The 26,041-nt window shown below is 67.2% G+C and carries 24 protein-coding genes and 1 pseudogene; 9 read left to right on the top strand and 16 right to left on the bottom strand.

Annotation, left to right across the window (positions count from 1 at the left end; genetic code table 11):
- Positions 1-129 carry an MFS transporter small subunit gene (locus ABIB49_RS07905; protein WP_256447069.1) on the top strand — a complete coding sequence of 43 codons (129 nt, stop codon included), beginning with the start codon at positions 1-3 and terminating at the stop codon, positions 127-129.
- 100 nt (positions 130-229) lie between these two features.
- Positions 230-2,014, top strand: a complete 1,785-nt coding sequence (locus tag ABIB49_RS07900; protein ID WP_354156942.1) for a gamma-glutamyltransferase family protein — start codon at positions 230-232, stop codon at positions 2,012-2,014.
- A 29-nt stretch (positions 2,015-2,043) separates the two neighbouring features.
- On the opposite strand, the gene ABIB49_RS07895 is transcribed toward ABIB49_RS07900, so the two are convergent.
- From ABIB49_RS07895 to ABIB49_RS07870, 6 genes and pseudogenes are all read right to left on the bottom strand, one after another.
- The gene (locus tag ABIB49_RS07895) at positions 2,044-3,225 is read right to left on the bottom strand and encodes an alpha/beta hydrolase (RefSeq protein WP_282360117.1); all 1,182 of its coding nucleotides are present in this window, start codon (positions 3,223-3,225) and stop codon (positions 2,044-2,046) included.
- A gap of 18 nt (positions 3,226-3,243) precedes the next feature.
- The gene (locus tag ABIB49_RS07890; protein WP_354156901.1) at positions 3,244-5,076 is read right to left on the bottom strand and encodes an HNH endonuclease signature motif containing protein; all 1,833 of its coding nucleotides are present in this window, start codon (positions 5,074-5,076) and stop codon (positions 3,244-3,246) included.
- A gap of 118 nt (positions 5,077-5,194) precedes the next feature.
- Positions 5,195-6,106: a DUF2071 domain-containing protein gene (locus ABIB49_RS07885; RefSeq protein ID WP_354156900.1), complete on the bottom strand. Its 912-nt coding sequence runs from the start codon at positions 6,104-6,106 to the stop codon at positions 5,195-5,197.
- Between the two features lie 164 nt (positions 6,107-6,270).
- A pseudogene (locus ABIB49_RS07880) lies at positions 6,271-6,648 on the bottom strand (DUF1622 domain-containing protein); the annotation flags it as partial.
- A gap of 54 nt (positions 6,649-6,702) precedes the next feature.
- On the bottom strand, positions 6,703-7,596 hold the full coding sequence (locus ABIB49_RS07875; protein WP_282360120.1) for an SDR family oxidoreductase: 894 nt from the start codon (positions 7,594-7,596) through the stop codon (positions 6,703-6,705).
- Between the two features lie 46 nt (positions 7,597-7,642).
- The gene (locus tag ABIB49_RS07870; RefSeq protein ID WP_226776027.1) at positions 7,643-8,545 is read right to left on the bottom strand and encodes an MSMEG_6728 family protein; all 903 of its coding nucleotides are present in this window, start codon (positions 8,543-8,545) and stop codon (positions 7,643-7,645) included.
- A gap of 214 nt (positions 8,546-8,759) precedes the next feature.
- Between ABIB49_RS07870 and ABIB49_RS07865 the strand changes: the two genes are divergently transcribed.
- On the top strand, positions 8,760-9,287 hold the full coding sequence (locus ABIB49_RS07865) for a hypothetical protein (RefSeq protein ID WP_226776032.1): 528 nt from the start codon (positions 8,760-8,762) through the stop codon (positions 9,285-9,287).
- Here the strand turns inward: ABIB49_RS07865 and ABIB49_RS07860 are convergent.
- Together ABIB49_RS07860 and uvrA are read right to left on the bottom strand one after the other, a co-directional pair.
- Entirely contained in the window at positions 9,284-9,475 is a 192-nt protein-coding gene (locus ABIB49_RS07860) for a LysM peptidoglycan-binding domain-containing protein (RefSeq protein WP_354156899.1), read from the bottom strand. The genes ABIB49_RS07865 and ABIB49_RS07860 overlap by 4 nt on opposite strands.
- Before the next feature lie 23 nt (positions 9,476-9,498).
- Entirely contained in the window at positions 9,499-12,018 is a 2,520-nt protein-coding gene (uvrA, locus tag ABIB49_RS07855) for an excinuclease ABC subunit UvrA (protein WP_354156941.1), read from the bottom strand.
- Positions 12,019-12,108: 90 nt separating this feature from the next.
- Here uvrA and ABIB49_RS07850 point away from each other — a divergent pair, with 90 nt between their 5' ends.
- Entirely contained in the window at positions 12,109-13,200 is a 1,092-nt protein-coding gene (locus ABIB49_RS07850) for an adenosine deaminase (RefSeq protein ID WP_354156898.1), read from the top strand.
- Positions 13,201-13,295: 95 nt separating this feature from the next.
- Here the strand turns inward: ABIB49_RS07850 and ABIB49_RS07845 are convergent, their stop codons facing one another.
- The 3 genes from ABIB49_RS07845 to ABIB49_RS07835 are packed head-to-tail and all read right to left on the bottom strand — an operon-like array spanning position 13,296 to position 16,053.
- Positions 13,296-13,730: a DUF2177 family protein gene (locus ABIB49_RS07845; protein ID WP_226776024.1), complete on the bottom strand. Its 435-nt coding sequence runs from the start codon at positions 13,728-13,730 to the stop codon at positions 13,296-13,298.
- On the bottom strand, positions 13,727-15,595 hold the full coding sequence (locus ABIB49_RS07840) for an AMP-dependent synthetase/ligase (protein ID WP_354156897.1): 1,869 nt from the start codon (positions 15,593-15,595) through the stop codon (positions 13,727-13,729). The genes ABIB49_RS07845 and ABIB49_RS07840 overlap by 4 nt, the downstream gene beginning before the upstream one ends.
- A complete protein-coding gene (locus ABIB49_RS07835) occupies positions 15,592-16,053 on the bottom strand; it encodes a MarR family winged helix-turn-helix transcriptional regulator (protein WP_226776022.1) in 462 nt (153 codons plus the stop codon). The genes ABIB49_RS07840 and ABIB49_RS07835 overlap by 4 nt, the downstream gene beginning before the upstream one ends.
- Before the next feature lie 142 nt (positions 16,054-16,195).
- On the opposite strand from ABIB49_RS07835, the gene ABIB49_RS07830 reads away from it, so the two are divergent.
- A complete protein-coding gene (locus tag ABIB49_RS07830; RefSeq protein WP_226776021.1) occupies positions 16,196-17,062 on the top strand; it encodes a DUF1295 domain-containing protein in 867 nt (288 codons plus the stop codon).
- 222 nt (positions 17,063-17,284) lie between these two features.
- Positions 17,285-18,205 carry a pullulanase X25 domain-containing protein gene (locus ABIB49_RS07825; RefSeq protein ID WP_283480507.1) on the top strand — a complete coding sequence of 307 codons (921 nt, stop codon included), beginning with the start codon at positions 17,285-17,287 and terminating at the stop codon, positions 18,203-18,205.
- Between the two features lie 416 nt (positions 18,206-18,621).
- Here the strand turns inward: ABIB49_RS07825 and ABIB49_RS07820 are convergent, their stop codons facing one another.
- Positions 18,622-19,854 (bottom strand): mechanosensitive ion channel family protein, encoded by a 1,233-nt coding sequence (locus tag ABIB49_RS07820; RefSeq protein ID WP_226774104.1) that lies wholly within the window; start codon positions 19,852-19,854, stop codon positions 18,622-18,624.
- Between the two features lie 164 nt (positions 19,855-20,018).
- Between ABIB49_RS07820 and ABIB49_RS07815 the strand changes: the two genes are divergently transcribed.
- Positions 20,019-20,810: a hypothetical protein gene (locus tag ABIB49_RS07815; RefSeq protein WP_354156896.1), complete on the top strand. Its 792-nt coding sequence runs from the start codon at positions 20,019-20,021 to the stop codon at positions 20,808-20,810.
- A 22-nt stretch (positions 20,811-20,832) separates the two neighbouring features.
- Here the strand turns inward: ABIB49_RS07815 and ABIB49_RS07810 are convergent, their stop codons facing one another.
- Genes ABIB49_RS07810 through ABIB49_RS07800 form a run of 3 tightly spaced genes read right to left on the bottom strand, consistent with a single transcriptional unit; the run spans position 20,833 to position 23,369 of the window.
- Positions 20,833-22,092 (bottom strand): ABC transporter permease, encoded by a 1,260-nt coding sequence (locus ABIB49_RS07810; RefSeq protein ID WP_226774102.1) that lies wholly within the window; start codon positions 22,090-22,092, stop codon positions 20,833-20,835.
- 3 nt (positions 22,093-22,095) lie between these two features.
- Complete coding sequence (locus tag ABIB49_RS07805) at positions 22,096-23,052, bottom strand: ABC transporter ATP-binding protein (protein WP_354156895.1); 957 nt, start codon at positions 23,050-23,052, stop codon at positions 22,096-22,098.
- A gap of 53 nt (positions 23,053-23,105) precedes the next feature.
- The gene (locus ABIB49_RS07800; protein ID WP_354156894.1) at positions 23,106-23,369 is read right to left on the bottom strand and encodes a YegP family protein; all 264 of its coding nucleotides are present in this window, start codon (positions 23,367-23,369) and stop codon (positions 23,106-23,108) included.
- Between the two features lie 227 nt (positions 23,370-23,596).
- Here ABIB49_RS07800 and ABIB49_RS07795 point away from each other — a divergent pair, with 227 nt between their 5' ends.
- Together ABIB49_RS07795 and ABIB49_RS07790 are read left to right on the top strand one after the other, a co-directional pair.
- Positions 23,597-23,902 carry an acylphosphatase gene (locus tag ABIB49_RS07795; protein WP_226774099.1) on the top strand — a complete coding sequence of 102 codons (306 nt, stop codon included), beginning with the start codon at positions 23,597-23,599 and terminating at the stop codon, positions 23,900-23,902.
- A gap of 90 nt (positions 23,903-23,992) precedes the next feature.
- Positions 23,993-24,328 (top strand): cupin domain-containing protein, encoded by a 336-nt coding sequence (locus ABIB49_RS07790; RefSeq protein ID WP_226774098.1) that lies wholly within the window; start codon positions 23,993-23,995, stop codon positions 24,326-24,328.
- Positions 24,329-24,349: 21 nt separating this feature from the next.
- Here the strand turns inward: ABIB49_RS07790 and ABIB49_RS07785 are convergent, their stop codons facing one another.
- Entirely contained in the window at positions 24,350-25,981 is a 1,632-nt protein-coding gene (locus tag ABIB49_RS07785; protein ID WP_283480503.1) for a PucR family transcriptional regulator, read from the bottom strand.
- Positions 25,982-26,041 lie beyond the last annotated feature (60 nt).

Raw genomic sequence — 26,041 nt, 5'->3', positions numbered from 1 at the left:
ATGAGTACCGCACAGACATCAGTGAACAAGTCCACCGGGAAGATGGTCATCGCCTGGGCGCTGGTCGGTGCCCCGCTGGCCTACGGCATCTATGAGACCCTCACCCGCGTGGCGGCGCTGTTTGGCTGACGCTGCCGGCGGACCCGTGACCCGGCAAGGCGGCTCCGCTGCCGGGTTCACGGGACCGGATGCGTTCACCACCCGGCCCACACTGCAGGGCACCTTCGGGATGAGCGCCTCCACGCATTGGCTTGCGACGGCGGCCGCCCAGGCCGTGCTGGAACGCGGCGGGAACGCGTTCGACGCCGCGACGGCCGGAGCGTTCGTGCTGCACGTTGTCGAGCCGCACCTCAACGGTCCCGGCGGCGACATGACCGCCGTCTTCGCCACCGCGGCGGAACCGGGCATACCGGTAGTCCTGATGGGTCAGGGTCCGGCGCCCGCGGGGGCCACCGTGGATCACTACCGCGCGGAAGGCCTTGATTTGGTGCCGGGCTCGGGTGCTCTCGCCGCCGCGGTGCCCGCCGCCGTTGACGCGTGGCTGCTGCTGTTGCGGGATCACGGGACCTGGGAACTCGGCGAGGTGCTGGAGTTCGCCATCGGCTATGCCCGCGACGGGCATCCGATGCTGGGCCGGGTAGGGACAACGATCGCTGCCGTGGCGGAGCTTTTCCGTACGCATTGGCCCACCTCGGCCGAGCTGTGGATGCCCGGCGGACGGATCCCGGCCGAGGGTGAGCTGGTTCGGAACCCCGCCTATGCCCGAACCCTGCAGCGGCTCGTCGACGCCGGGGCAACCCCTCCGGCCGGGATACCGGACGAGTCCCCGGCAAGTCGCTCCCGTGTGGCCAGGATCGACGCCGCCCGACGTGAATGGCGCGGAGGCTTCGCAGCAGACGCCATGGTGAAGTCCGCCCGGACGCCGCACCGGCACTCCTCCGGCAAAGACCATCGCGGAGTCCTGGCGTTGGAAGATCTCGCCGGGTTCGAGGCCGGCTACGAACCGGCCGCCACCGTGGAGTTCCGGGGGCACACAATCGCCAAGACAGGGCCGTGGGGGCAGGGCCCGGCGCTACTTCAGGCACTTGCCATTCTCGAGGGGTTCGCTGACCGGTACCTGGATCCATCCACCGAGCTCGGAGCGCATACCATCCTGGAGGCCCAGAAGCTGGCGCTCGCAGACCGGGAAGCCTACTACGGTGACACTGACGTGCCGCTGGAGTATCTGTTGTCGGCCGAGTACTGCGCAGGCCGCCGGGCGCTCATCGGCGAGCGGGCCTCGCACCAGCTCAGGCCGGGGTCGGTGCCCGGGCGGGTGCCGTATATGCCCGTACTGCGCACCGGCTATCCAACGCCGGCGCTCGCGGGGGCACGTGCTGCGGGATTCGGGGTGGGAGAGCCGACCGTGGCGCCGAGCGGCGAGACCCGCGGCGATACCTGCCATATCGACGTCGTGGACCGCTGGGGCAACATGGTCTCTGCCACACCCTCGGGAGGATGGCTGCAGTCCTCGCCCGCTATCCCGGAGCTGGGCTTCTGCCTCGGCACCCGGCTCCAGATGACCTGGCTCGAACCGGGCACACCCTCCACGCTGACGCCGGGCAAGCGGCCCCGGACCACGCTGACGCCGACCCTCGTGCTTCGGGACGGGAGGGCAGTGACTGCCTTGGGGTCGCCGGGCGGTGACCAACAGGATCAATGGCAGCTGCCGTACCTGCTCCGGACGATTGTTGGCGGTTACACACCGCAGCAGGCCATCGATGCGCCCACCTTCCATACGACGTCGATGCCCGGTTCGTTCTGGCCGCGCACCTGGGAGCCAGGCGGCGCCGTCGTTGAGGACCGGCTGGGAGAGGACGTTATAGCCGGACTTGAACGCCGGGGTCACGTCGTCACCCGAGCTGGCGGCTGGACGCTGGGACGGCTCTCCGCGGTCATTCGTGACCCCTCGACCGGCGTCCTGCAGGCCGCAGCCAATCCCCGCGGTGCGCAAGGGTACGCCGCCGGGCGCTAGCGGACATGATTGGCCCTGGCCGGAGTCCGTCAGCCCCGCAGCCGGTTCATAAAGCCGACGGACTCGGCGGTGATCTGCTGCTGGGCCTGTTCCCTTGTGATGGCCGGCTGGCCATCACCCGGCTGCTCACCATAGTCTCCGAAGAAAGCATGAACTCCGCCCTCGACAGTCGCGTAAGTAGACGTCGGCGGGAGCAGGGACTTGGACTCCGCGACCTTCTCCGGAGTGGTCAGGCGGTCATTCGATCCGGAAATGGACAGCACGGCAAGGCCGGTGGACTCCGCCAGGCTGGCTGCGGGGAACGAAGCGAAGAGTAGAAGTCCGGCGACATCCCCGTTCGATTTCGCGAAGCCGGCTGCGCTCACTCCGCCGAGGGAATGTCCGCCGATGGCCCAGGCTGTGATGTCCGGGTGCCGGTCCATCACTCCGCGGGCCTGGCTGGTGTCCAGCAGGGCGATGCCCAGGGGTACCTTCAAGATGACGACCAGGTGGCCGGCGTTTACGAGCGGGCCCAGGATGTCCCGGTACGCGTGCGCGTCAACGCGTGCGCCGGGATAAAAGATCAGCCCCGCGCTGGGTTTTCCTTCCGGCGTGAGGGTGATGGACGTGGCGTCCTCGGCGGTGGTTCCCTTGGTTTGGCCATCGTCTCCGCTGGGCTGGTAGGGGAACGGGCTGAGCCAGACCAACCCCGCAACAAGACCCAGCGCCGCGATCCGGACCGCAAGTCCGCGGGCCAGCTGCCAGCTTGAGGCAGTGGGCAGTTGTTGGCGGCTATTTGCGGCGGTCCTCTGGTTGTTCGGGTCCGGCCGGCTGATCGGCGTCGAGCGCTGGAACAGGGGACCGGGATGGAAAAGTGGCGAACGTCTGAGGAGGATAAGCATCCACAGGATGCCCAGGCCGGCGGCAACCAGCAGCAGGATCGGCAACGCCGGGTGGCCGGCGGGGACGGCGCTGTTGCCCAACAAGATCGAGATCGGGACCGCGAGCAGCGCGACCGCAGCAAAAGCGCCGCTCCAGTACAGGACTGCCGATCGGAGGCTGTTCGGCTTCCGGTTTTGGGGCCGGGGCTGTGCGGGCTGGGGCGGTGTAGCCGGCACGCCCGGGGCAAGCCCGGTGCGGGCTAAGGACTCGGCCCCGCCGGCTGTCGCGGGGTCATCGGGCGGAGCTGCCGCCGCTGGGCTGCCGGGGTCATCCGGCGTTATGTCCTTCACCGTTCCAGGATATCTCCATCATCGAGATAACTCGCAACTGGCCGCTCCATACTGCGCCATCGAATCAGGCCCGGCGGCGTCCGGGGGGCTGCCAGCAGCTTCAGGCGGAAGTCCGGGGGGATGGGGCGCGGTGTAGTGGGTGGTGGGGTGGAAGAAGCGGTTGCGGCGGGGTTTTTGCCGTGGGTCGAGGTGCGGCGGCGGGATGAACCAGGGGACGCCGGTGCGGATCTGGATGGTCCATTGCTCTTTGTGGATTAGGTGGTGGTGGTGTGAGCACAGCAGGGTTCCGTTGTCTATGCCCGTTGTTCCGCCGCGGGACCAGTAAGTGATGTGGTGGGCTTCGCACCAAGGTGCGGGGGTGGTGCAGCCGGGGAACGCGCAGCCCTGGTCCCGGGCGGTGAGGGCCTTGCGAAGGTGGGGCGGGAAAACCCGGGTGGCCCGGCCGATGTCCAGGATTCGGCCTTCGCTGCCGAGCAGGACGGGGATGATGTCCGCGTCGCAGGCGATTTTCCGGACGGTGGCGGCGGTGACGGGTCCGGTGAACAGCAGCGTCCCGGTCTGCGCCAACGGGTCATTGGCGGTCCCGCCACCGGCCGCTTTGCCGTTTATGGTGTTGGTCCCGTCCGTTCCGAGCCGGCTGAGCAGGTCGCGGTAGTCGATGGTGGCGATGACCTGGGGGCGCAATCCTCCGGCGACGGGGAGGTTCCCGGTAGTGAGGGCGGCTTTGCAACCTCCGACCAGTCCGTCGAGGAGTTTCTGCGGGCGGGAGCGGCGGTCCAGGTCGATCTCCGGGACGCTCCCGTCGCTGCCGGACCAAGAGTTGCTGCCGGGCCAGGGGTCGTTGCCGGACCAGGGGGCCGTGGCGTTCAGGGCGGCAGCACCCGCGGCTTCCATGGCCGCTGATCCTGTGCCGGTGGCAGGTGCGGGTGTTTTCGGAGGGCTGGTGCGGGGATTAGTGCCGGTGTTCATAACGGTGAGGAGGTATTCGAACTGCTCGGTGGTCGCGAAGATTTCCAGGTGCCGAAGCCCGTGGCGGGGTTTGCGGATAAAGGCGCCCTGGAGTTGGCGGAGCAGTTCTTCGGAGGGTTCGGCACCGTCCTGATCAATCGCATCGGTCCAGCTTCGGGCCACGCGGGCCAGGAAGTCCGGGTCGTTCTCCGCGGCGGTGCGGGCCAGGGCGTGCTCCATCTGCTGGGCGGTCGCGGTATCGCAGAGGTGCCGGACCCGGTCCAGGGCCAGGGCGATGATGGTCGCGGGCCGGGACCCGACTGCGCCGGCGGCCACGACGGCGCCGAGTTCCGCGTACCGGGGAGGAAGCTGCTGGCCGCTGAATCCCTGTCGCGGCAAGAGCGTGCCGGCTAGGGACAGCCGGCGCCGGGCCTCGGCTGCACTGATCCGCAACCGTGCCCGCAGGAACTCCGCGGTGTTCCGGTACCCGTCATCTGCTGCTGCAACCGGCGCTGCCGCAACCGTTGCAGCAACCGTTGCAGCACCCGTTGCAGCACCCGCCGGCGCGGCGCCGGACCCGTTGCCCGGGCCGTCGCCGGAGTCCACCCGCCAGCCGGTGGTCCAGGAAGTGCCGGCGGTTGTGCCACCGGCCGAGGGCTGCTTCCGGGTCCGGTCCACGGCGTCGGCCGCTACGAGCTGCAGATACTCCACACACCGGGCGAGTTCCTCCACCGCGCCGGCGAAATCCGACGCGGCCCGGAAGCCCCGCAACGCCGCGTCCGCCGCCGCCGTCGAACCTGCTCCCCGGAGCGCGGCCAAGGCAGCACCCACACCGGATTGCCCGGCCGGAGCAGCGCCCCGGTCCATGTCCTGGCAAGGAATGAAATCCTTCTCGGCTTCCATAAACCCACTCTCTCAAGGGGGTCCGACATTTATCGCAACGCCGCCAGCGCAGTGCCGGAATCCCGCCGCTGGGCACCAAAACGACGAAAATCGCGACGTGTCAGTGCGGGCCAGCACGTCAGGAAGCGCCATCCAGCACACGGGGCCGGCCAAACTGGGTGCGGACCCCGGGAGAGTAGAGCACCGATTCGGGCGCACCCGCGACGTGAATGCCGGCGGCGGCAACGAGCTGATCCTCAAGCTGAGTCAGCTGCGCGCGGAACAGCGGCCAGGCAACGTGGGTGTTAGGAACGTACAAGGTCCTGCCACGAAACCGGGTGTGCAACCCGAATCGGGCGGTGAGGTGGATGGATAGCGGGTCAGTCGCTTCGACGTCAGATTCCGGGCAAACCTCAAAGTCGCTCCGGGCGCCGCCCCGAAACCGCCGCACCCAGTACCCGGCACGGAGGCCGACCGGCCCTGCCGTTCCGGCGACCGGCCCTGCCGTTCCGGCGACCGGCCCTGCCGTTCCGGTGACCGGCCCTGCCGTTCCGGTGACCGGCCCTGCCGTTCCGGTGACCGGCCCTGCCGTTCCGGTGACCGGCCCTGCCGTTCCGGCGCCCGGCCCTGCCGTTCCGGTGACCGGCCCTGCCGTTCCGCCGACCGGCCCTGCCGTTCCGGTGATCGGGCCTGCACGGTCCGGAGCAGGCTCGCCGCGGAAGCCCGCCCGGGACCACACATACGGAATACCGGCGGCGCGCGCTGCCAGTACCACCGCCAGTCGTGTCGCATCGAGGCTCAGGAAGACCACACCCCGCGTCCCGTCGGGCTCCCGGGAGTAGAGGCGCACGTTGATCTCGTTGAAGCTCCCGAAATACGGGATTCCGGGTCCGCTGCCCAGGCCTGCGCCTTGCATCCGGAATCCGATCAGTCCCACCCAGGCAGACCCGTCAAAGACGTCCGGCACCACACCCGCCGGCATAAATGGTGCCGCAGCGGCAGCCGGGATGCGCCAGTGCAGGAACACCGCGTCCAGCCACCGCTGGTCCATGATGATAGGCGCCGGAAGCTCTGGGGCGCTGGGCCAAGGATCACGGTTCACCGGTCGGTCCCCGCTAGTTCAGAAGTCGGGATTCGTCCAGGAGAGGAACTGCCGACCAGCCTCGACCCGGACCCGGCGTCACCTTCGGACCCGGCGTCACCTTCGGACCCGGGCGCCGCGGCGGGCGACTCGGTCCTTTGCTTCTGCCAGGGCCACTGGCCGGTGATCTCGAGCTCAAGTGAGAAGCTCAGGAAGGTCCGGATCAACACAATGATGGCAAGCACGCCGACGCTTTCGAAGGTCGGGGTAACGGCGACAGTCCGGATGATGTCGGCCGCGACCAGGAGTTCGAGTCCGAGCAGGATGGAACGGCCCAGCAATTGCCGGTACGAGCGGTACGGCGAAAACGGCGCGGCCCCTGCCGGCAGGTTGCTCGGCTGGAAGCCACGCAACGCCATCGGAATCGACACCACGGCGCCGATGACCATCACGGCCACCCCGGCGATGTCCATGAAGCCGCCGACAATTTGGATAATTTCTTTGAAATCCATCGTTTCCTTCACAGTTGAGGCTGCTGAAATCCAGCGCGAATCCAGCGCAGCAGCTCAGGGGTGCCGGACTCCGGCGCCGGCAAGCATCGCCCGGTAACCCTCCCGAAAACTCGGGTAGTAGAACGCGAAGCCGGTACTTCGCAGCAGGTTGTTGCTGCAGCGCTTGTTGCCGCCGCGCGAGGGCTCGCCGCTGCCCTTGTTCGGCTCACCGCTCTGCCCGCCGGTGTCCGACGGCGGCAGGGGAAGTCCCAGCTCGGCGGCCAGGAAACTCAACACCTCGCCTTGCTCGGCCGGTTCATTGTCCACGCCGAGGTACACGGGCCCGGGAAGCGCGTCCATGGTGCACAAATGGACGATCGCGGCAGCGGCGTCGTCGCGGTGGATACGGTTGGTGAAGCGCGATTCCGCCGGGATGACCGCGGCTCCACTGCGCACCTGATCGATGAGTCGGGTCCGCCCAGGACCGTAGATCCCGCCGAGCCGCAGCACCACCGGGGTGATGCCGGTGCCGCGCAGGCGGCGGTAGAGCACTTCCTCCGCCTCGCGGATGATGCGCCCCGAGAAACCGCCGGGTTCCGGCGTTGTGCTTTCGTCGATCCATTCGCCGCCAGCGTCGCCGTAGACGGCTGTCGAGGAGACAAAGAGGACTCGCCGGACCGGGGCGCCGGAGCGCAGGACGGCGTCCACTACGTTCGAAAGCCCGTCGAGGTAAGCGGCACGGTAGGCCGCCTCGGTGGGGGAGTCTGCCGCAATCGCGACGACAACGGCGGTGGTGTCCGCGGGGACGGGCGGCAGGTCGCCGGCGGCCAGGTCAGCCGCAGCACCTTCGATGGCGGCCGGAAGTTTCTCCGGCGATCGCCGCCAGCCCACCACACGGTAACCCGCCGCCGCGAACCGCAGGCCGGCTTCGGTTCCCAGATCGCCGCAACCGGCCATAAGTACGCTCATGGGGCCAGTCTGCCAGCATTTCGGCAGCCCGGCCGCCGAATCCTGGCTAGCGCGCCGGGATCGGGAAGAAGACCCGGGGATCCTGCAGCAGCGCCGGGTAGTCGAAGGCCGAGCGGTCCAGGATCTCGTCGACCTGGAAGTTCCGTGCGAATCGGCCTTCCACGGTGATCGGACGGCCCAGGACCTTGCCTACGGCGAAGGATGCACCGCCGTCGAACGGGATGGCAACGATCGAGTTGCCCGGAAGTGTGTTAAACGCCTCTTCCTGCTGCTGGCGTTTGCGGGTGGGCTTTTTGACGAGCTGCTTCGGCGGAAGCTTGCGTTGTTTCGCGGGTCGGCGGGAGCCGGAGTCGGCGTAAACGAACTGGTACTCATCCTCGTTTGCGGGCGCAGCCTTGGCCCGGCCCGCGGGCGGAAGGCTGACAGTCTCCAGCTTCTGCGGCTCGGTATTACCCAGCGGCAGGCGAAGGACCCACATGCGGTCGCCGGACGGGTCCTCCGGGACCAGCTCAAGCCTGGGTTCGGGCCAGACATACTCCAGGTCATGCTCGGTGTCCGGGAACAGCGGCGCGTAGAACCGAGGGTCCTTGGCGACCAGACGGGAGCGGTGGCTGAGGTGCAGTTCGGGGGCGCCGAGCCATGGCGGCATCGGGATCTTCGAGGCGTAATCGGGGTGTGCAGCCTGCGGTGCGAACTCCATGATCTTCTCGCGTGTGGTGTCCTCGCCGCCGCCCTTCGTCCACTCGTCCACCACTGTCAGGCCGAAGAGGGTAAGCGCCGGAACATATCCCATCCACATCCGGATTGCCGGGTGCGACTGCCAGCCGTACTCCGGAATCACCAGCGCGCGCAGGATCTGCAGCGCTTCAACTCGCTGCTTGCCGAGCCGCTCGCGGTCCAGGGCCGCTGCGCTCTGCTGGAAATCGGGGAAGGGGAGAAAGGTCTGCATCTCTCCAGTTTGAGGCCACGGAGCCAATGCGCCAATTACTGACGGCCGCGGGTGAGCGTGTTCACATTTTGGAACGGGACAGACAGCCGCGGGCGACGGCGCCTACAATAGCACAACACATCCCTGCCGCCCGGAAGACGCGCCCATGCCAAAGAAGCTTGCTACTGACTCTGCGGCGCGGCCTGAGGCCGGCCACTTGCCCAAGTATGGACAGATGCTCAGCCCCGAGGCGAACGGGATCCTGGTGTTGGAGGAGTTCACCATCGATCCGGCGGCCGCGCGGACAGAGGAGAACGGATTCCGCGTGGCACTGGCCTCCGTGGCACTGACCATGCGCCGCATCCTCGCGTTCCGCCTATTTATCGCCGTGGTGGCGATCGCCAACTTTCCCTTGTTCCTGCTCTCCAGCGGCTGGGAGATCTACATCGTCTCGCTCGTTCTGGTGGTGGCAGTCCACGCGGCGGTGACCTGGCTGAACCGTCACGAGCCTAAGATCCGCCAGCGTGGACTGCTGGAGCTGCACCTCAAGCGCGAAAAGAGCGACAACTACCGCAAAGTCCGGGACGCCGTGAAGTACGTTATCGATGCCCCGGTCCGGATGAATGAGGGCCTCTACCTTGAGCTGCTCGCCGCCAAGCGGGTGGCGCTGCATCTCGCCATGGGCACCGTGGCGCTGCTGGATACCAGCGACGACACGGCCTGGAAAGTCCGGATTGTTCGCGAAATTCCGCGGGCCGGCTAGGCCGGCAGCTGCAGCACCTGGCCCGGCAACACCAGGTCAGGGTCGCCGATGCTGGCTGAGTTGGCATCGGCCAGGACCTGCCAACCGCCGGCCAGGTGGAACTGTTCCGCGGTTTGGCTCAAGGTGTCGCCGCTTTGGATGGTGTAGCTTTCGCCGCTGAGCGGGACCACCGCAACGTGGCGTGCCACCGGGGCAGGGGCCGCTATCTGCCTCAGCCCAGCACGGTCGCCAGATACGGCGCCGTCCGGCTCGCCGGGGACTGTGCGACCACGGCGGGCGTCCCGACGGCGACGATCGTGCCCCCGGCATCGCCGCCGGCCGGGCCCAGGTCGATCACCCAGTCCGCCGCGGCCACCACGTCCATCTCGTGCTCGACCACAATGACCGTGTTGCCGGCGTCGACCAACCGGTGCAGCTGGGCCATCAGGAGCTCGACGTCGGCCGGGTGCAGTCCCGTGGTGGGCTCATCCAGCAGGTAGAGCGAATGGCCGCGCTGGGCACGCTGCAGTTCGGTGGCGAGCTTGATGCGCTGGGCTTCGCCGCCGGAGAGTTCGGTGGCCGGCTGGCCCAGCCTGAGGTAGCCCAGGCCCACCTCGCGCAGGGTCTGCAGGCTGCGGGCGGCGGCAGGGACCGTCGCCAGGAATTCGGCCGCAGCGTTAACTGTCATACCAAGCACCTCGGCGACGTTTTTGCCGCGGTAGGTGACCTCCAGGGTTTCCGGGTTGTAGCGCGAGCCGTCGCATACCGGGCACGGTCCGTAGCTGCCGGGCAGGAATACCAGTTCGACCGCGACAAAGCCCTCGCCCTGGCAGGTTTCGCAGCGTCCGCCCGCGACGTTGAAGGAGAAACGGCCGGCCCCGAAGCCGCGGGCGCGGGCCTCGTCGGTGGCCGCAAACTCCTTCCGGACGGCGTCGAACAGTCCGGTGTACGTGGCGAGGTTGGACCGCGGTGTGCGGCCGATAGGCTTCTGGTCGACTTTTACCAGCCGGTCCAACTGGTCCAGTCCGGAAACGGGGCCAACGCTGAGTTCGCCGGCTGGCTCGCCGGCTTCGGATTCCAGGTCGTCGGGTGCCGGTGCAGCGTCTGCATCGCCAGGATGCAGATGGGCGTGGACCACCTCGGCGAGGACATGGCTGACCAGCGTCGATTTGCCGGAGCCGGAGACGCCGGTCACCGCGGTGAGTACGCCCAGCGGGAAATCGGCGTCGAGTCCGCGCAGGTTGTGGCGGCTGATGTCGCGCAGTTCGAGCCAACCGGCAGCTTCCCGGCGGGAACGGCCGTCGTCCGTGGTGTTCTGTGCCTCGTCCGGGAACAGATAGGGCCGGGTCACGGAGGCATCCACCCCGGCAAGCCCGGCGACCGGGCCGCTGTAGAGCACCTCGCCGCCGCCTTCACCGGCGCGCGGGCCGACGTCCACCAGCCAGTCGGCGCGCCGGACGACGTCCATGTTGTGTTCCACCACAAAAACGGAGTTGCCGGAGGACTTGAGCAGGTCCAGGACAGCCAGCAGCGGCTCGGCGTCGGCAGGGTGCAGGCCGGCGGAGGGCTCATCCAGCACGTAGATCACGCCGAAGAGCCCGGAGCGGAGCTGGGTGGCGATCCGGAGGCGCTGCATTTCCCCGGGCGAGAGGGTGGGTGTGGCCCGGCCCAAGGCCAAGTAGCCCAAGCCGAGGTCCAACAGCACACTCACCCGCTGCAGCAGGTCCCGGGTGATGGCGACCGCCACCTCATTGTCCTCCCCTGAGCTCAGCCTGCGCGAGGCGGTTCCGGCGGACTTCAGCTCAGCGGTGGGGCGAATGATCTCGGCCAGCTCCGTCATGGGCACGCCGTTGAGTTCAGCGATGGTGCGGCCGGCGAACGTCACGGCCAGGGCGGCCGGGGTCAGGCCGCTGCCGCCGCAGACCGGGCACGGTCCGGTGTCCATAAAGCGCAGCACCCGATCCCGCATGGTGCTGCTTTTGGTATCGGCCAGGGTGTGCAGCACGTAGCTCTTTGCGCTCCAGAAGCGTCCCTTGTAGGGCTTAGCCACCCGGTCGCGCTCCGGCGTGACTTCCACAACGGGCTGTTCCTCGGTGAAAAGGATCCAGTCGCGGTCCTTTTTGGACAGCTTGCGCCAGGGCGTATCGACGTCGTAGCCCAGGTGCGTGAGGATGTCGCGCAGGTTCTTGCCCTGCCATGCCCCGGGCCAGGCGGCGATCGCACCGTCGCGGATGCTCAGCGAGGTGTCCGGCACCAGGGAGGATTCGGTAACGGTGTAGGCGACACCCAGGCCGTGGCATTTCGGGCAGGCCCCGGCGGCGGTGTTGGGGGAGAACGCGTCCGAGTCGAGGGGGCTGGCGCCGTCTGGGTAGCTGCCGGCGCGGGAGAAGAGCATCCGCAGCGAATTGGACAGGGTGGTGACAGTGCCCACCGTTGAGCGGGAGCTGGGCGTACCGCGTCGCTGCTGCAGCGCCACGGCGGGCGGCAGGCCCGTGATCATTTCCACTTTCGGGTTGTGGCCCTGCTGGATGAGCCGCCGGGCGTAGGGGGCCACGGACTCGAAGTACCGTCGCTGGGCCTCGGCGTAAATGGTGCCGAAGGCCAGGGAGGACTTGCCGGAGCCGGAGACGCCGGTGAACGCGACGATTGCATCGCGCGGCACATCCACGTCCACGTTCCGAAGGTTGTTCTCGCGGGCGCCGCGCACACGAACAAAGCCATCGGAGGAATCGTCGGGACCCAGCCCTGACATCACCGCGCCGGACACATTGGAAGCATGCTGATCAGTGTGCATCTTATCGACTCTATCGGTCCATGCAGTCTGCGGGCATATCCTTACCCAATGGAAACTTACGACGGCGTGCCCGCCACCGAGGGCGCTACCCCGGACAGCCCGCTGGTACCTGCCCCCGAGGTCCACGATTTCGCCGAGGTTCCGCAGGAAGTGTACGGCCCACTGCCGGTGGCGGAACTCCACCTGCATATCGAAGGCACCCTCGAGCCCGAACTGATCTTCGCCCTCGCGGAACGCAACGGAATCCAGCTGCCGTATGCGGATCTGGACGAGCTGCGGTCCCGCTACGAGTTCACGGACCTGCAGTCATTCCTGGATCTCTACTACGCCAACATGGCCGTACTGCAGACCGAGCAGGACTTTGCCGACATGACCCGGGCCTACCTGACCCGGGCGGCGCTCGCCGGCGTCCGGCACGCCGAGATTATGCTGGATCCGCAGGCGCACCTGGCCCGCGGGGTGGCCCTGGCGACCTGCGTTAACGGCGTGGTGTCGGTGCTGGCGACCTCCCGCGAGGAGTTCGGGATCTCCACCCTGCTGATCGCCGCGTTCCTGCGCGACCTCGCCGAAGACTCCGCGCTGGAGGTGCTGGAGGAGTTGCTCGCCATGGAAGCGCCGATTGTGGGCATCGGACTCGACTCGGCCGAGGTGGGTAATCCGCCGGCCAACTTCCAGCGGCTGTTCGCCCGGGCCAAGGACGCCGGGCTGCGCCGGATCGCGCATGCCGGCGAGGAGGGCCCGCCGTCGTACATCACGGACGCGCTGGACCTCCTGGACGCGGAACGGATCGACCACGGCATCCGCTGCATGGAGGACCCCGAACTGGTGGAGCGGCTGGTGCAGGAGCTCACACCGCTGACGGTATGTCCGCTCTCCAACGTCCGGCTGCGCGCCGTGGACACCCTGAAGCTGCACCCGCTGCCGGCTATGCTCGCGGCGGGTCTGAACGTGAGTGTGAACTCGGATGATCCGGCGTACTTCGGCGGCCATGTGGATGACAACTTCGCGCAGCTCAAGTCGGTGATCGGCCTTTCCGAGTTCGACTGCGTGCGGATGGCAGCGAACTCGATCCGTTCCTCGTTCGCGAGCGAGGAACGCAAGATGGAGCTGCTGGCCGAACTGGCAGCGTCGGGGCACTGACGCCCCGCCGCCCCGGCACTTTTTGGGTGCCCGAAGCGGCGGCGTGACGGCGCTTCGGCCTATGCGGGCGTGACGGCCTATTCCGGCACGGCGGCCTACCCGGGCGTGCCGGCCCGGGAGAGGATACGCCGCAGGAGGGTTGCGGTGAGCCAGGTGACGGCGCTGCAGACCGCGGCGCCCCAGGCAATGTCGGTCAAGGCCACAAGGACCGGGAAGTCCTTGAGGACGGCGAGCGCGGTCAGCGCCCACGTTGCGTAGCTGAAGAATCCGAACAGCGCGGCTCCCAGCACCCGCTGCCGCAGCGTCGCGGCCCGGTGGTTGGGCCGGACGCCGTAGTGCACAATCCCGGCGACGTAGACCAGGTAGAACACAACGGCGCCGGCCAGATTGACGCTGGGGGCCAGCAGGTCGCCGATCTGGCTCTCGTACTGTCGATTCGCCACGATGGTGATCCACGCAACGTCGATGACGGCGAAGATGACAGCGGTGACTGCGTAGGACAGCAGCCAATTCCTGGTTCGAACGTTCATGCCTGGCTCCTGGGTTCGGCGTAGAGGTTGTCCACGATGTGGTGGGCGCGGGCGGTGAACGCGGCGCGCTTGAGTTTCATCGTGGGGGTCACGATGCCGTTGGCTTCGCTGAGGTCCGCGAGCAGCAACACAAACCGGCGGACCTGCTCGGAGCGCGCGATTTTGGCGTTGGCGGAGCTGACCGCCTTGCCAATCGCGGTGAGGAGCCGAACGTCGTCGATCTGGACGGCGCCGCCGTCGTCCGGAATCCGCAGGCCGGCCAGATCTGCGATGCCCTCGCGCTCCGCCCACGCAGCGACGGACTCCGGATCCAGCAGCACAAGGCCGCCGAGGAAGGGTTTGCCTTCTCCCACCATGACGGCGTGTGCCACCAGGGGGTCGCCCTCGACGTAGCCTTCCCAAATTGCGGGGGAGATGGTCTTGCCGCCGGCAGTGACAATAACGTCCTTGATCCGGCCCTTGAGGGTGAGCCGTCCCAGCTCGTCGAGTTCGCCGAGGTCGCCGGTGCGGAAAAACCCGTCCTCGAACGCGTCAGCGTTGTCGGCCGGCCTGCGGTAGCCGGCGAAGACCCCGACTCCGTGGGCGAGTACCTCGCCCTGGTCCGAGAGGCGCACGGTGGTGCCGGGCATCGGGACTCCCACCGACCCGGCCCGGATCGAGCCGGGCATATTCCCGGTCAGCGGGGCGGTTGTTTCGGTAAGGCCGTAGCCCTCGATGACCGGCAGGCCGAGGCCCCGGAAGAACAGGGACAACTCGGCGTCGAGCGCGGCGGCGCCGGAGAGCAGGTAGTCCAGGCGTCCGCCCATCAGCGTCCGGAGCCGGGCGTAGAACAGGCGATCGAAGAGCGCATGCCGGATGCGCAGGCCGCGGGCAGGCCTGACGGTCGGGTCGGCGTCGCGCGCTTCAGCCAGCCGGCCCCAAGCCACTGCCGTGCTCTGCGCAGACGCCCACACCCGGCCCAGATGCTTCTGCGCGGCGGCGGCCGCGGCAGTCGCCTGGATCTTCTGCAAGACGCGGGGGACCACCACCAGGAAGGTGGGCTGCAGTGCGCCGAGGGCGGGCACAACGTCCCGGGGGTCCGCGAGGTGCGCAATACGCATGCCGTTGGCAAGGCAGGTCAGCTGCAGTCCGCGGGCTAACACGTGGGCCATGGGCAGGAAGATAATGGTGTTGCCGCCCTCCCGGACCACCCCGGTGTAGGCGGCGGCCACGTTGAGCACCTGCCCCACGAAGTTGCCGTGGGTGATCAGGGCGCCCTTGGGCGCGGCGGTGGTGCCGGAGGTATAGACGATGGTCGCGACCGAGTCGAGGTCTGCCAGCAGGCGCCGTTCCTCCACCGCGTCGTCGGTGATGCCGGCGCCGCGGGCCACGAGTTCGGCCAGGTCCGGCCCCGGGCCGGCATCCATCGTCCAGACCCCCAGGCACGGTATCCCGGACTGTGCAAACCCTTGCTCCAGCAAGAGGGCATGCTCAGCGGTGCCGGCTATCGCCAGCCGGACGTCGGCGTCGGCGAGGATGGCAGTCACCTGGGGAGCGGCCGAGGTCTCGTAGACGGGGACCACGACGGCGCCCGCAAACCACGCTGCCATGTCGGCCAGTGCCCACTCATATCGGGTGGGGGACATAATGGCGAGTGATTCGCCCGGCTGCAGACCGGCGGCGATGAGGCCCTTGGCGAGGGCCCGGACCTCGTCAACGAATTGCCGGGTGGTCACCTGCCGCCACGGTGCGGTGACGTCGGCGTGCGCGGCGCGTACTTCGAAGGCGATGTGCTCCGGGGCGGTCCGGAACCGTTGCAGGAGCAGTTCCGTGGCGTTTCGATGGCCGGAGGCCTGGACCAGCAGCGGGGTGGTGAACTCGCTCATCGGGCGTCCTTTTCGGAAAGTGCGTGTAAATGGTGGCGCATCATGCCCTGCGCGACGTGCAGGAAGTCCGCGATGACGGTCTGGTTTGCGGCAGGCAACAGCCGGAGGTGCTCGTTGGAGGCAATCATCAGGGGCTGCATCAGGCCCGTAATTGCTGTGAACGACGCTGGGGTGGGGCGGACGTGGACCCGGCGGCGGTCCTCAGTACTGCGGTGCCGGGCCACGTAGCCGCGGGACTCCAACCGGCTAACGATCGCCGTGGTGGTTGCAGGGGTTGTTCCCAGTTGCTCGGCGAGCTGGCCCACCGTAACCTGCCCCGAGATTTCCAGTGCCGAGAGCGCACGGAAGTCGGTGAGGTTCAGCCCCATGCCGCGGGCGATTTCACGTTCGGTCTCGTTGGCGAGCGTGAACAGGCTCTGCAGGGCCAAGGTGGCCGGGTGCTGCTTTGACGCGGTCATGTCCACTCCTGACGTTCCGGATCCCGTGACGAGTCAATCTTATTTGATCATCAAATAAGATTGACTAAACCTGCTGATGCCCGGCGGAACACCTCCGGGGCGGCGCGGCAGTGTCCCGCCCCGCGTGTGAAAGGAATTCCTCGTGAAGGATTCAGTCCGAAAGTCGCTTATTGTCCTCCCCGTGATCGTGCTGCTGGCGGCACTCATCGCCGTGGCCGGCAGCCAGGGTGGAGCCACCGTGGGCGCGATCCCCGCCTTCGCCATGGCGGTGGGGGCGGCGTTCCTCATCCAGTGGCTGGTGTTTATTCCCTCTTTTAAAGCCCAGACTGAGAAGTTCTACGACCTGACCGGCTCCCTGACCTACATTGCCATCACACTGTTGCTGGTCCTGCTCACGCCGGGGATCGACGCGCGGGCCCTGCTGCTGGCAGCCATGGTCCTCGTCTGGGCCCTGCGGCTGGGCAGTTTCCTGTTCCGCCGCATCAGCAAGGCCGGCAAGGATGACCGCTTCGACGAGATTAAGCCGTCCTTTGTGCGGTTCCTGAATGTGTGGACGATTCAGGGACTCTGGGTGGTCTTCACCGCCGCAGCGGCGTGGGTGGCCATCACGTCAGCTACCCGCGTGGCGCTCGATTGGTTCGCGCTGATTGGCTTCGTGCTGTGGGCCGTCGGGTTTGCCATCGAGGCCGTGGCGGACCTGCAGAAGAGCCGCTTTAACGCTGATGCCGCCAACAAGGGCCACTTCATCTCCACCGGGCTTTGGTCGAAGTCCCGCCACCCGAACTACTTCGGCGAGATCCTGCTGTGGATCGGCGTCGCGGTCATCGCCGCGCCGGCGCTGGAAGGCTGGCAGTGGGTGGCCCTGATCTCGCCGGTGTTTGTTATCCTGCTGCTCACCCGGGTCAGCGGCGTGCCGCTCCTGGAACAGAAGTCCGACAAGAAGTGGGGCGGCCAGGCCGACTACGAGGCGTACAAGAAGAACACCCCCGTCCTGATCCCCAAGCTTTAGCAGCGCGGCGGGGTCGCTGAGGGCCGGACGCGGACTCCGGCGCCGGCCCCGAGAGGCCTGCGCTGGGTTTGCTACTGACGGGTACCGGTGGTTCGGCCCTCGCGGACCCCCGTTGAGGCTGTCATAGTGGGTCACGACACACAGAGTTAACCGTTGCTACTCGCGGAAACGCATCCATCCTTGGCAAAATGCAGATGGATCAATTGCTTCTAGAGGAGACCCATGGGCGCGAACACTGCCGAAAACACCACCCGCCGGCTGAAGGCCGTACTGGACGTCCTGGCCGAGGGCGTGTGGACAGATGAGAAACTGAACGCCGGGTCAGTCCTGGGCGAGGCAATCGCCCGCGTCCCGCTCACCGAGTTCGAGCGTGAACTGCTCAGCGGCGGCATCCCCCGCGGTCACAAGACGCTGACCACAGCTACTGCCAAGCTGGTCAAGGCCGGCTGGCTGGTCAAGGGCCGTTCGGGCTGGACGATCACCGAGGACGGCCAGCGCGCCACCGTGGCTTTCGCCGACCCGGCAGCCTTCGCCGCAGCGCTCGACGCCGGAACCCCTGTTCCCGCCGACACCCCGCTGCCTACGGCGCCCGCCGTCATGCCCGCGAAGGCCGCTCCGAAGGCCGCTCCGAAGGTTGCCAGGGTGGCGGAAAAGGCAGCCAAGCTTGTCGAGGATGCCGTCGCCCCCGTCGCCAAGGCGGTCCGCAAGCGTAAAACCGCCGTCAAGGCACCTGCTGAAGCGGCGGACGCCGCCCCGGCCACTGCCCCGGCTGCCGCTTCGCCGGCTGCTGAGTCCGTGGCCCCCGCCGCCCCCGCCGCCCCCGCCGCCAGCGTCGGCGCCGTCGAGCAGCCGGACGCAGTGGCAGTTGCCGGCGACTTCAACATCCTGCTGGGCGCCCCGGCCAACTGGGCCCCGCAATACGACGAATCCCAAATGGAGCTGGATCTCGTTGATCAGCTCTGGAAGCTCGCGGCGCAACTCCCGGCCGGCTCCTACAGCTTCAAGATCGCCCTCAACCGCTCCTGGACCGAGAATTTCGGCGCCTTCGGTGCGTTCGATGGCGCCAACCACGAGGTGCACCACTCCGGCGGCCAGCTGGTGATCCACTACGACCACAGGACCCACGATATCGTCCTGCCGTAGCGGCCGACCAGCCTTCCCCGCGGCATTCCCCGCGACACGCAAAAGACCCCTCGACGCCGGAATCCGGTGGGCGAGGGGTCTTTTGCGTGTCCTGGGTGCCGGCCCGAAGCTAAAGCGGGCCGGGATCCGGAATCGGCAGCGGGCCGGGTGCGGGGTAGGGGCCGGGTTCCGGGGAAGGGGACGGCCCGGGCTCGGGCGGGAACGGGTCGCCGGGGTGCGGCTCGGGCGTGGTGGGACCCGGCTCCGGCGGAAACGGCTCAGGTTCTTGCGGCGGCGGAATGCTCATCTCTGGCTCCCTCACTCATCGAACGGATGGTGCCTGGGCTGACTGGTTCAGCAGATACTGGGTTGCGCCTGCTGTTTCGCCAACGTCTGATTATCGGCCAATGGGTGGGAGCTGGGAAGACCCGGCCGGCCTACTTTTGCGCGGCGATGGCGTTGTCCCGGTCCTCGAAGACCTCCTCGCCGGGCCCGGAGAAGGCCCGGGAGCGTTCGATGGCTTCGACGGAACCGGTAAACAGCTGGGAATCGCGCGGGTCCCCGTGGGTGCGGGCCTGCTCGTCGGCCGCGGCAACCTTAGCCTCGCCCTTGGTACCCGGCTTCGCCGCCGGGCGGGCAGCCGGCATGGTTTCCAGCCGGACGTGGGGGAGGGCCGAGGGATGTCCCTTTTGCAGGAAGAGCACCATTTCTTCCCGGATGAGGCAGCGCAGGTCAAACAACGCGGCACTGTCCGCGGCGCTGACCAGGATGCGGACCCGGACAAAGCCCTTGGTGGCGTCGGTGATCTGCAGGACCCCCACACGCTTGTCCCAAAGATCCGTCTCGGCCAGCACGGCTTTTAGTTCCGCGCGCATGGCCTCCAAGGGGGCATGCCAGTCGAGGTCCAACTCCACGGTGCCCATCACCTCGGACTGGCGGCGGGTCCAGTTCTCAAAAGGTGTGGTGGTGAAGTGCACTGACGGGAGGATCATACGACGGTCGTCCCAGATGTGAACCACCACGTAGGTCAGGGTGATTTCCTCGATTCGGCCCCATTCCTTCTCAACCACCACCACATCGCCCACCCGGATCGCATCCGTGAAGGCCAGCTGGACACCGGCGAAGACGTTGATCAGCGAGGTTTGCGCCGCGAGGCCAGCCACAATCGAGATCACACCGGCCGAGGCCAGGATGCCGGCGCCCAGGGCCTGGACCGCCGGAAAGGTCAGCATGGCGCTGCCTACCGCCAGCACCACAATCAGGGCCACGGCAATCCGCCGGGCCAGGATCATTTGGGTCTGCAGCCGCCGGGCCCGCCGGTTATCAGATTTGTCCACACTGTAGCGGTGCAGTACCAGGGTCTCCACGATCAGCAGCAAGGCGATAGCGAGCCAGGCGATGGAGCCGATCAGTGCGATCAGCAGCAGATGGTCCACCGGCGTGCGCCAGCCACCGCCCTGCGTAGTGAAGGCCAGCGCGACCTTAACGCCGATCAGCACCAGCACTATCCGCAGCGGGGCCCGGGCCACCCGGGACGTCTCCTGCAGCTCGTGCCGTCCGCGGTTAATCCGGAGCACTACCTTTCGAATCAGCCAGGACAGGAAATACCCGGCGGCAATGCCGCAGGCGACGGCAAAATAGGGCACGGCTTCACTTAAGACTTCTTCCATATGTTTAAGCTCTAGCAAGCTTTGACGGGCAATTGAAATCGGCGCCGTGTCAACGTGGGTAGCGTCACGGCCGGCTGTGGCGGCCGGTACGGGCCCAAAGCCCCTACCGCCTGCGCCGCAACGTTCGAGAATGGTTCCAACACGTCGTCTCCCAGGGGGGTGTGATGAGTCGAACTGTGTACACCGCGCGCGCCGCAACCGCGGACTTCAGCTTGGGCTTGAGCTTGCTGCTGCTGACGTCCTGCGGTGCTCCGGCCGCCTCTCCGGCCGCCTCGGGGAGCCCGGGCAGCACAACGGCGCCCGTCCCGCCGCCGGCCGCCACAGCCGTCCCGCCGCCCGTAACAACGCCTGGAACAACGCAGCCCGGGACGCCGGCGTCGGGCTGGAGGACATTCACAACAGCGGGCCGGGAGCTGTCCTTCGACTATCCCGCCGGCTGGACGGTCAAAGACCCGGGCGGAGCACTGTCCGGCGATTTTGTCGACGTGATGAACGCCGGTGGCAAACAGATGGCGGGTCTGCGGACCAACATTGCCACCGGGGCGGAATGCACCGATAAGTCCGCTTACCGGATCTTCGACTCCCAGCCGATGGTGGCGCTCGCCGAACCCGGAGCCGCCGACGCCGGAGCGCCGCGCTATGTGTTCGAGTCCCGGGGTGAGGACACGCAGGCGCTGGCAACCCGGTCCACAATCGCCGCCTACGGCATCACCATGGTTCCCGAAGAGTCCGGTGCTACGGCGTGCCCGATGTTCCACCTGTTCCTGTGGCCGCCGAGCGGCGCCTTCTTCGGCGGGACGTACAGTCCGGAGCTGAACCAGACGCCCGGGGACCCCGCGCTGCCGTATCTGGAGAAGGCGAAGCTGTACGCGTCCACACTGGAATACCAGGACATCCGGACCATGATCACCTCCCTCCGGCCGGCGGACGGGATTGCCGGAAGCGCGGGTAAGTAGCGCGCTGGTGAAGCCACAGCCCTCAGCGGGCCGCCGTCGGGGGACGGACCGGGGGCCGGTGCCGCGACCCGGCACGCAATGCGGTGCGGACGTTGACCTTCGAGGTGTAGGAGATGGAACCGTACTGGAAGAGCCGCACGGCCACACGGAGCATCACTGCCGCGCCCAGATACAGGATTACGATCACGATGCCGGCCTCAAGCAGGCTCAGGGAGCCGAAGCCGTTGCGCAGCAGGGCGGTGACCGGTGCGGAAAACGGGAAAAAGGTGAAGATCTGCACAATCGGGGATTGTGGATCGGAGACCACTAGGGCCACGGCGTAGAACGGCACAAAGATCAGCGCCATCATCGCGCCCATAAAATTTCCGGCTTCCTTGGCCGTTGGCATCACGGCGCCGATGGCCACCAGGGTGGTGGTGAACAGGGCGAAGCCGCCGGCCAGGATCAGCAGGCCAACTGTCATCCGGACCGGGTCCAGGATCAGCGGGGGCAGGTTCAGCGCGGCCAGGCTGAGCTCCTCGGGGAAGAACAACCGGGCGATCACGATCGGTGACAGGAACACCAGCATCTGCACCAGGCCAATCGCGAAGAGCGCGATCACCTTGCCCGCGATGAGCGTCGTCGGTTTGAGGGTGGTCAGGATCATTTCGGTGACGCGGTTCTCCTTCTCCTCCAGCGTGGAGTTGAGCATCTGGCCGGCCAGCAGCACGATCAGCCCGTAGAAAACCACCAGGAAGATCAGTGGTGGAATCACCGAGCCCAACCCGCCGGATTCCTTGGCGCCGCTGTAAGTGACGGTTTCGATCTGGAGTTTTCCGGTGGCGAGCACTGACAGTTGCGGCGCGCCGATCTTCTGTTCGACGGCGCGGGCCAGGATGGCCTGCGCGACGGCGGCGTACTTGCCGTTCTCGAATATCCCCTTGTCCACACCGTAGGCGCGCACGGCGGTCGATTCGGGGCGGGCCGGGTAGTCGAAGTACGCGTCGACAGCGCCGGACTGCACGGCCCGGATTCCGGCGTCGGGGGAGTCCGCCGCCGTGGCTCCGAAGATCGCGGCGTCCGCGGCGGTGATAAGGCCCGAGGCGTCCGTGTACGCGATGCTGAACTGGGCGCTCTTCTGGGCCTCGGCCGCGGTATCCGTGGTGGTGTTGCTGAGGAAAACGAGACCGAAGACCACGGCAAGGACCAGGGGGACGGACAAGGTGCCGATCCAAAACCGCCGTTTGGTGACCGTGCGGACGAACTCGAAGCTCAGTACGGTACCGAGATTGTGCTGTGCCACCGGTTACGTTCCTTCCCGCTTCCGCGCTGGCGCGGTTCCGGCTGCCCCGGAAGCGGCCGCCGTGTTCTGGTCGCCGTAGACCCGGATGAAGATGTCCTCGAGGGAAATCTTGGTGGTGGTGAAGCTCCGCACGCTGACGCCGGCGTAAACCAGGTCCTTAAGGATGCTGGCCTCGTCGCTGGCATCGGTGATGGAGAGCTCCGCATAGTTGGTCTGGTGCAGCATCACCTCGTAGTGCGGCGAAGGCGGGATGGTCCCGCCGTGCCGGATCCGGATGATGCGGCCGCCGTACTTGTTCTGCACCTCATCGATGGTGCCGTAGGCTTCGGCGGTACCGTCCTTGAGCAGGATGACCCGGTCGCAGAGCCGCTCCACTTCTTCCATTTGGTGGGTCACCATCACCACCGTGGCACCGGCGAGTTTCTGTTCCTCGATGATGTCCATCAGCAGTCGCCGGTTGACCGGATCGAAGCCCTTGGTGGGTTCGTCCAGGATCAGCAGCTCCGGCTTGTTCATGATGGTGACGCCGAGCTGGACCTTTTGCTGCTGCCCGCTGGAGAGCTTGTCCAGCACTGTGGAGGCCCGGTCCGCCAACGCCACCCGGTCCAGGTAATCGAGCGACCACTGCTTCGCGGCGCGCCGCTCCATACCTTTGAGCCGGCCAAAATAGGTCATGATGTCGATGACCTTTTCCTTTTTGTACAGCCCGCGCTCTTCGGGAAGGTAACCCAACCGGTCGCCGTGCTCCGGTTTGAAGTCCCGGCCGTTGATGTGGAGGGTGCCGGCGGTGGGCTCGTAGATGCCGAGCAGGGCCCGGATGGTGGTGGTTTTGCCGGAACCGTTGCTGCCGAGGAAACCGAATGTCTCGCCGGCTTCCACGTCAAAGGACAAGTCGCGAACCACTGTGGTGTCGCCGAAGTCCATCCGGAAGCCGCTGATGTGGACCCTAGCTTCGGCCATTGTGGCTCCCGATGGTGCCGGGCTTGCGGCCCGGCGATGTGTCGTTGCGCCGCTTAGACGGCGGGGGCGTGCCGGTGCCGGCGATGGGCGGGCGTCGGCAGTCCTGGCCTGGTGCTGCCTGTACCGCCCCAGGCGTTGGGACGGGCTTCCTTGATCAAGCCCGTTCCCGCGCATTCGCGCACCGCCATAATGCCTTCCGCGGCGGACTGCTTGTCCTCAAAGGGCCTGGAAATCGCCAACACCGTGCCGTCGGCGCCGAGCAGCCGGAAACGGACGTTCGCTTCAGCGTCCGTGAAAATTTCGAATTGTCCTGCCATCGTTATTGTCCTTTCGGGCCATGCAGGGCTGCGGGAGGGTAAGGCACATCAAGGCGCCATGCCGTTGTCTCGACAGGTCCACGCAGCGCACTTGACTATCCTTGCGACCGGGCGCCGGGAAAGTAAGGGGCTTAGGTCCCGATGTGGACAAACATTCGTCCCTGGCGGCGGTCCCGCCCCGGGCGCTCTATATCGGGCACTTTATGCCGGGCGCTACATTTAGGAACATGGCTGAGCTTCCGAAGGGCGATTCCGGTGAATGGGTCCGGCTGACGGCGCGGGTGGACGGCGTCGTCCAGGCTGTTGGCTTCCGCTATGGGACGGTGCGCAAGGCTGCGGAGCTGGGGCTGACCGGAACGGTCACCAATAACGACGACGGCTCCGTCGGTATCGCCGCGGAGGGACCCCAGCCGGCGGTACTGGAGTTCCGGCGCTGGCTGCGCTCGCCGGCAGCCCCGGGACGGGTGGCGAGCGTGGACGAAGTGGTCTCCCGGGCCACGGGTGGGTTCAGCGATTTCCGGGTGGTGTACTGACCCGGGAGCTCCCCATCCCCGCGGCTGCTCCTGGCCGGGATGGGGCAAAGGACCCTCGGCAGCGCGCACGATTCTCGGTAGGGTGGCCCCATGCAGAAGATATCCCTTGATGCGCTGGCCCGGCAGCAAATTGCGGCCGCGGTGGCGGCTCCCAGCGGGCGGGCTGCCGACACCGCGTTTGGCGGACACGAAAAGACCCTGCGCCAGACGGTGATGGCGTTTCGGGCCGGGACGCAGCTCAGCGAGCACCGGAATCCGGGCGAAGCGACGGTCTTTGTGCTCCGTGGCTGCGTGCGGCTGCGGGCCGGCGAGGAGTCCTGGCAGGGCAAGAGCGGGGATTTGCTGATAGTGCCGGACGGGCTGCACAGCCTGGAAGCGGAAGAAGACTCGGCGATCCTGATGACGGTCGCGAAAATCAAAACCTGACGGCAGTGCCGCCGCCGGACGCTAGTTGCGCCTTCCCCAGAGTTGAAGCCAGAGCAGGAGGCGCGTCTCGGGGTCGTCCAGGTCGAGGCCGAAGAGTTCTTCCACCCGGGATAAGCGGTAGCGGACCGTGTTGACGTGGACCGCCAGGGTCTTCGCGGCTTCCACGGCGTTGCCACTGCAACGCAGGTAGGCGTGAATGGTTTCTTCGAAGGACTTCTTGTGCTGTTCGTCGTAATCCGCGATCCGGAGTGCGTGCGCGCCGGGCAGCTGGCCGGCCGCCGTCAGCGAGGTAACGATCTGGCGCAGCTGCAGGGACGCGCCGAGCGATTCATCGTCAGAGACGACGTCGTCGGAATCGGCGGCGATGCGTCCTTCGGCGACGTTGCGCGCCAGCTCGGCCAGGACCAGCTCGGCGTTGACCCGGGACTCGCCGAGCCGATTGATTGTGGCAGCCCCGCCCAGTGCGGCCAGGACCGGCCGGGCGAGGAGCCGCCGGGCATTCTGCACAATCTTTAATAGTGCTGTGCGTTGAAACTGCCGGGACGATTCGGTGCTCTGCGGCAGGACGATGTAAACGATGTTGTCCGAGAACCCGCAGACGGCCGAGGGCAGTCGGATGGCGCAGGCGGTTCGGATGGCGTCGAAGAGCCGGAGCCGGGATTGCAGGGTTTCGGACGCTGTGCCACCGGCCGGCCAGGCGCCCAGCGCCGCCACCCGGACGGACGGCGCGGAGATCCCGAGCCTGATGGCCGCCAGCTCGGCGCGTTGCGGTTCAAACAGCAGCGGCTGGACCAAATCTATCTGGCGGGTCAGGTTCGAGACGTAGGTGGTGCGCTTGTGCAGGATGTGGAGCGCGGCAACGTTGGCTGCTTCACGCAGGATCCGGTTCGCATCCTCGGTGTGGTGTTCCGCCCGTTCCAGCAGCCACAGCGAGCCCAGGACGGAGCCGCCGGCCCGGATGGAAATGGCAGTACGCCGGAGCAGGGGATCCGCCGTCGCCACCTCCAGCGCATCGGTGGCGGCATGGACGCGGCGGTAGTCCTTGTCGGTTTCAACCGAATGCGGCACATGAAGCCGGAGAATCGAACTCCTGCGCGTCTCATCAATGGGCTGGTCCGGCAGCGTCGAATACGCCAGGATCGTCTGGTCCGGATCAGCGACCGCGATTGCACCGCCGGTTTGGGCTGCTACCGTGTTGGCCAAGTCGAACAGGTCTCCGGGCCGGATGTCCACCAGCGTGTGTCCGGACTGGCGGTGCGGGACGACGGCGGCGTCCATGATCTCTGCGAGCTGGTTCCACGGCACCGCGTCTGCGGCCCGGAACAGTGCCAGCCCCGCCCCACGCGCGGCGGCGCGCAGCGCAGCGTCGGAGCTGCCGTTGGACTTGTAGACAATGGCCACGTACCCGGCGTCGCTGAGTTCCCGGACCTTCACGCCGAGCCGTTTCCCTGACAGGGAGAGCCCGATGGCCAACGCAACAGCGCCCGGGTACCTGGCAGGAACAGCCGTCGAGTCGTAAAGCACGGAGCCCGCCACGATCTGCCGGTCGTCAGCCGGCATTTCGACGAGGCTGACAATTTCCGAACCCGCCGAGCGGGCGACGTCCGCCAGGGTAGGCAGCGAGTACCCCTGTCCTGCCGGTGCCGGGGTCACGCCGGCACCAACCAGGTCGTTTGGTAGTTGCTACTAATGAAGATTCCCTAAATTTGTTGG

This window comes from Arthrobacter sp. UYCu512, from assembly GCF_040547075.1.
In the GTDB taxonomy this organism is placed as follows: Bacteria; Actinomycetota; Actinomycetes; order Actinomycetales; family Micrococcaceae; genus Arthrobacter.
Note: the sequence above shows the minus strand (reverse complement) of the source record. Positions and strands in the feature narration are given on the sequence as shown.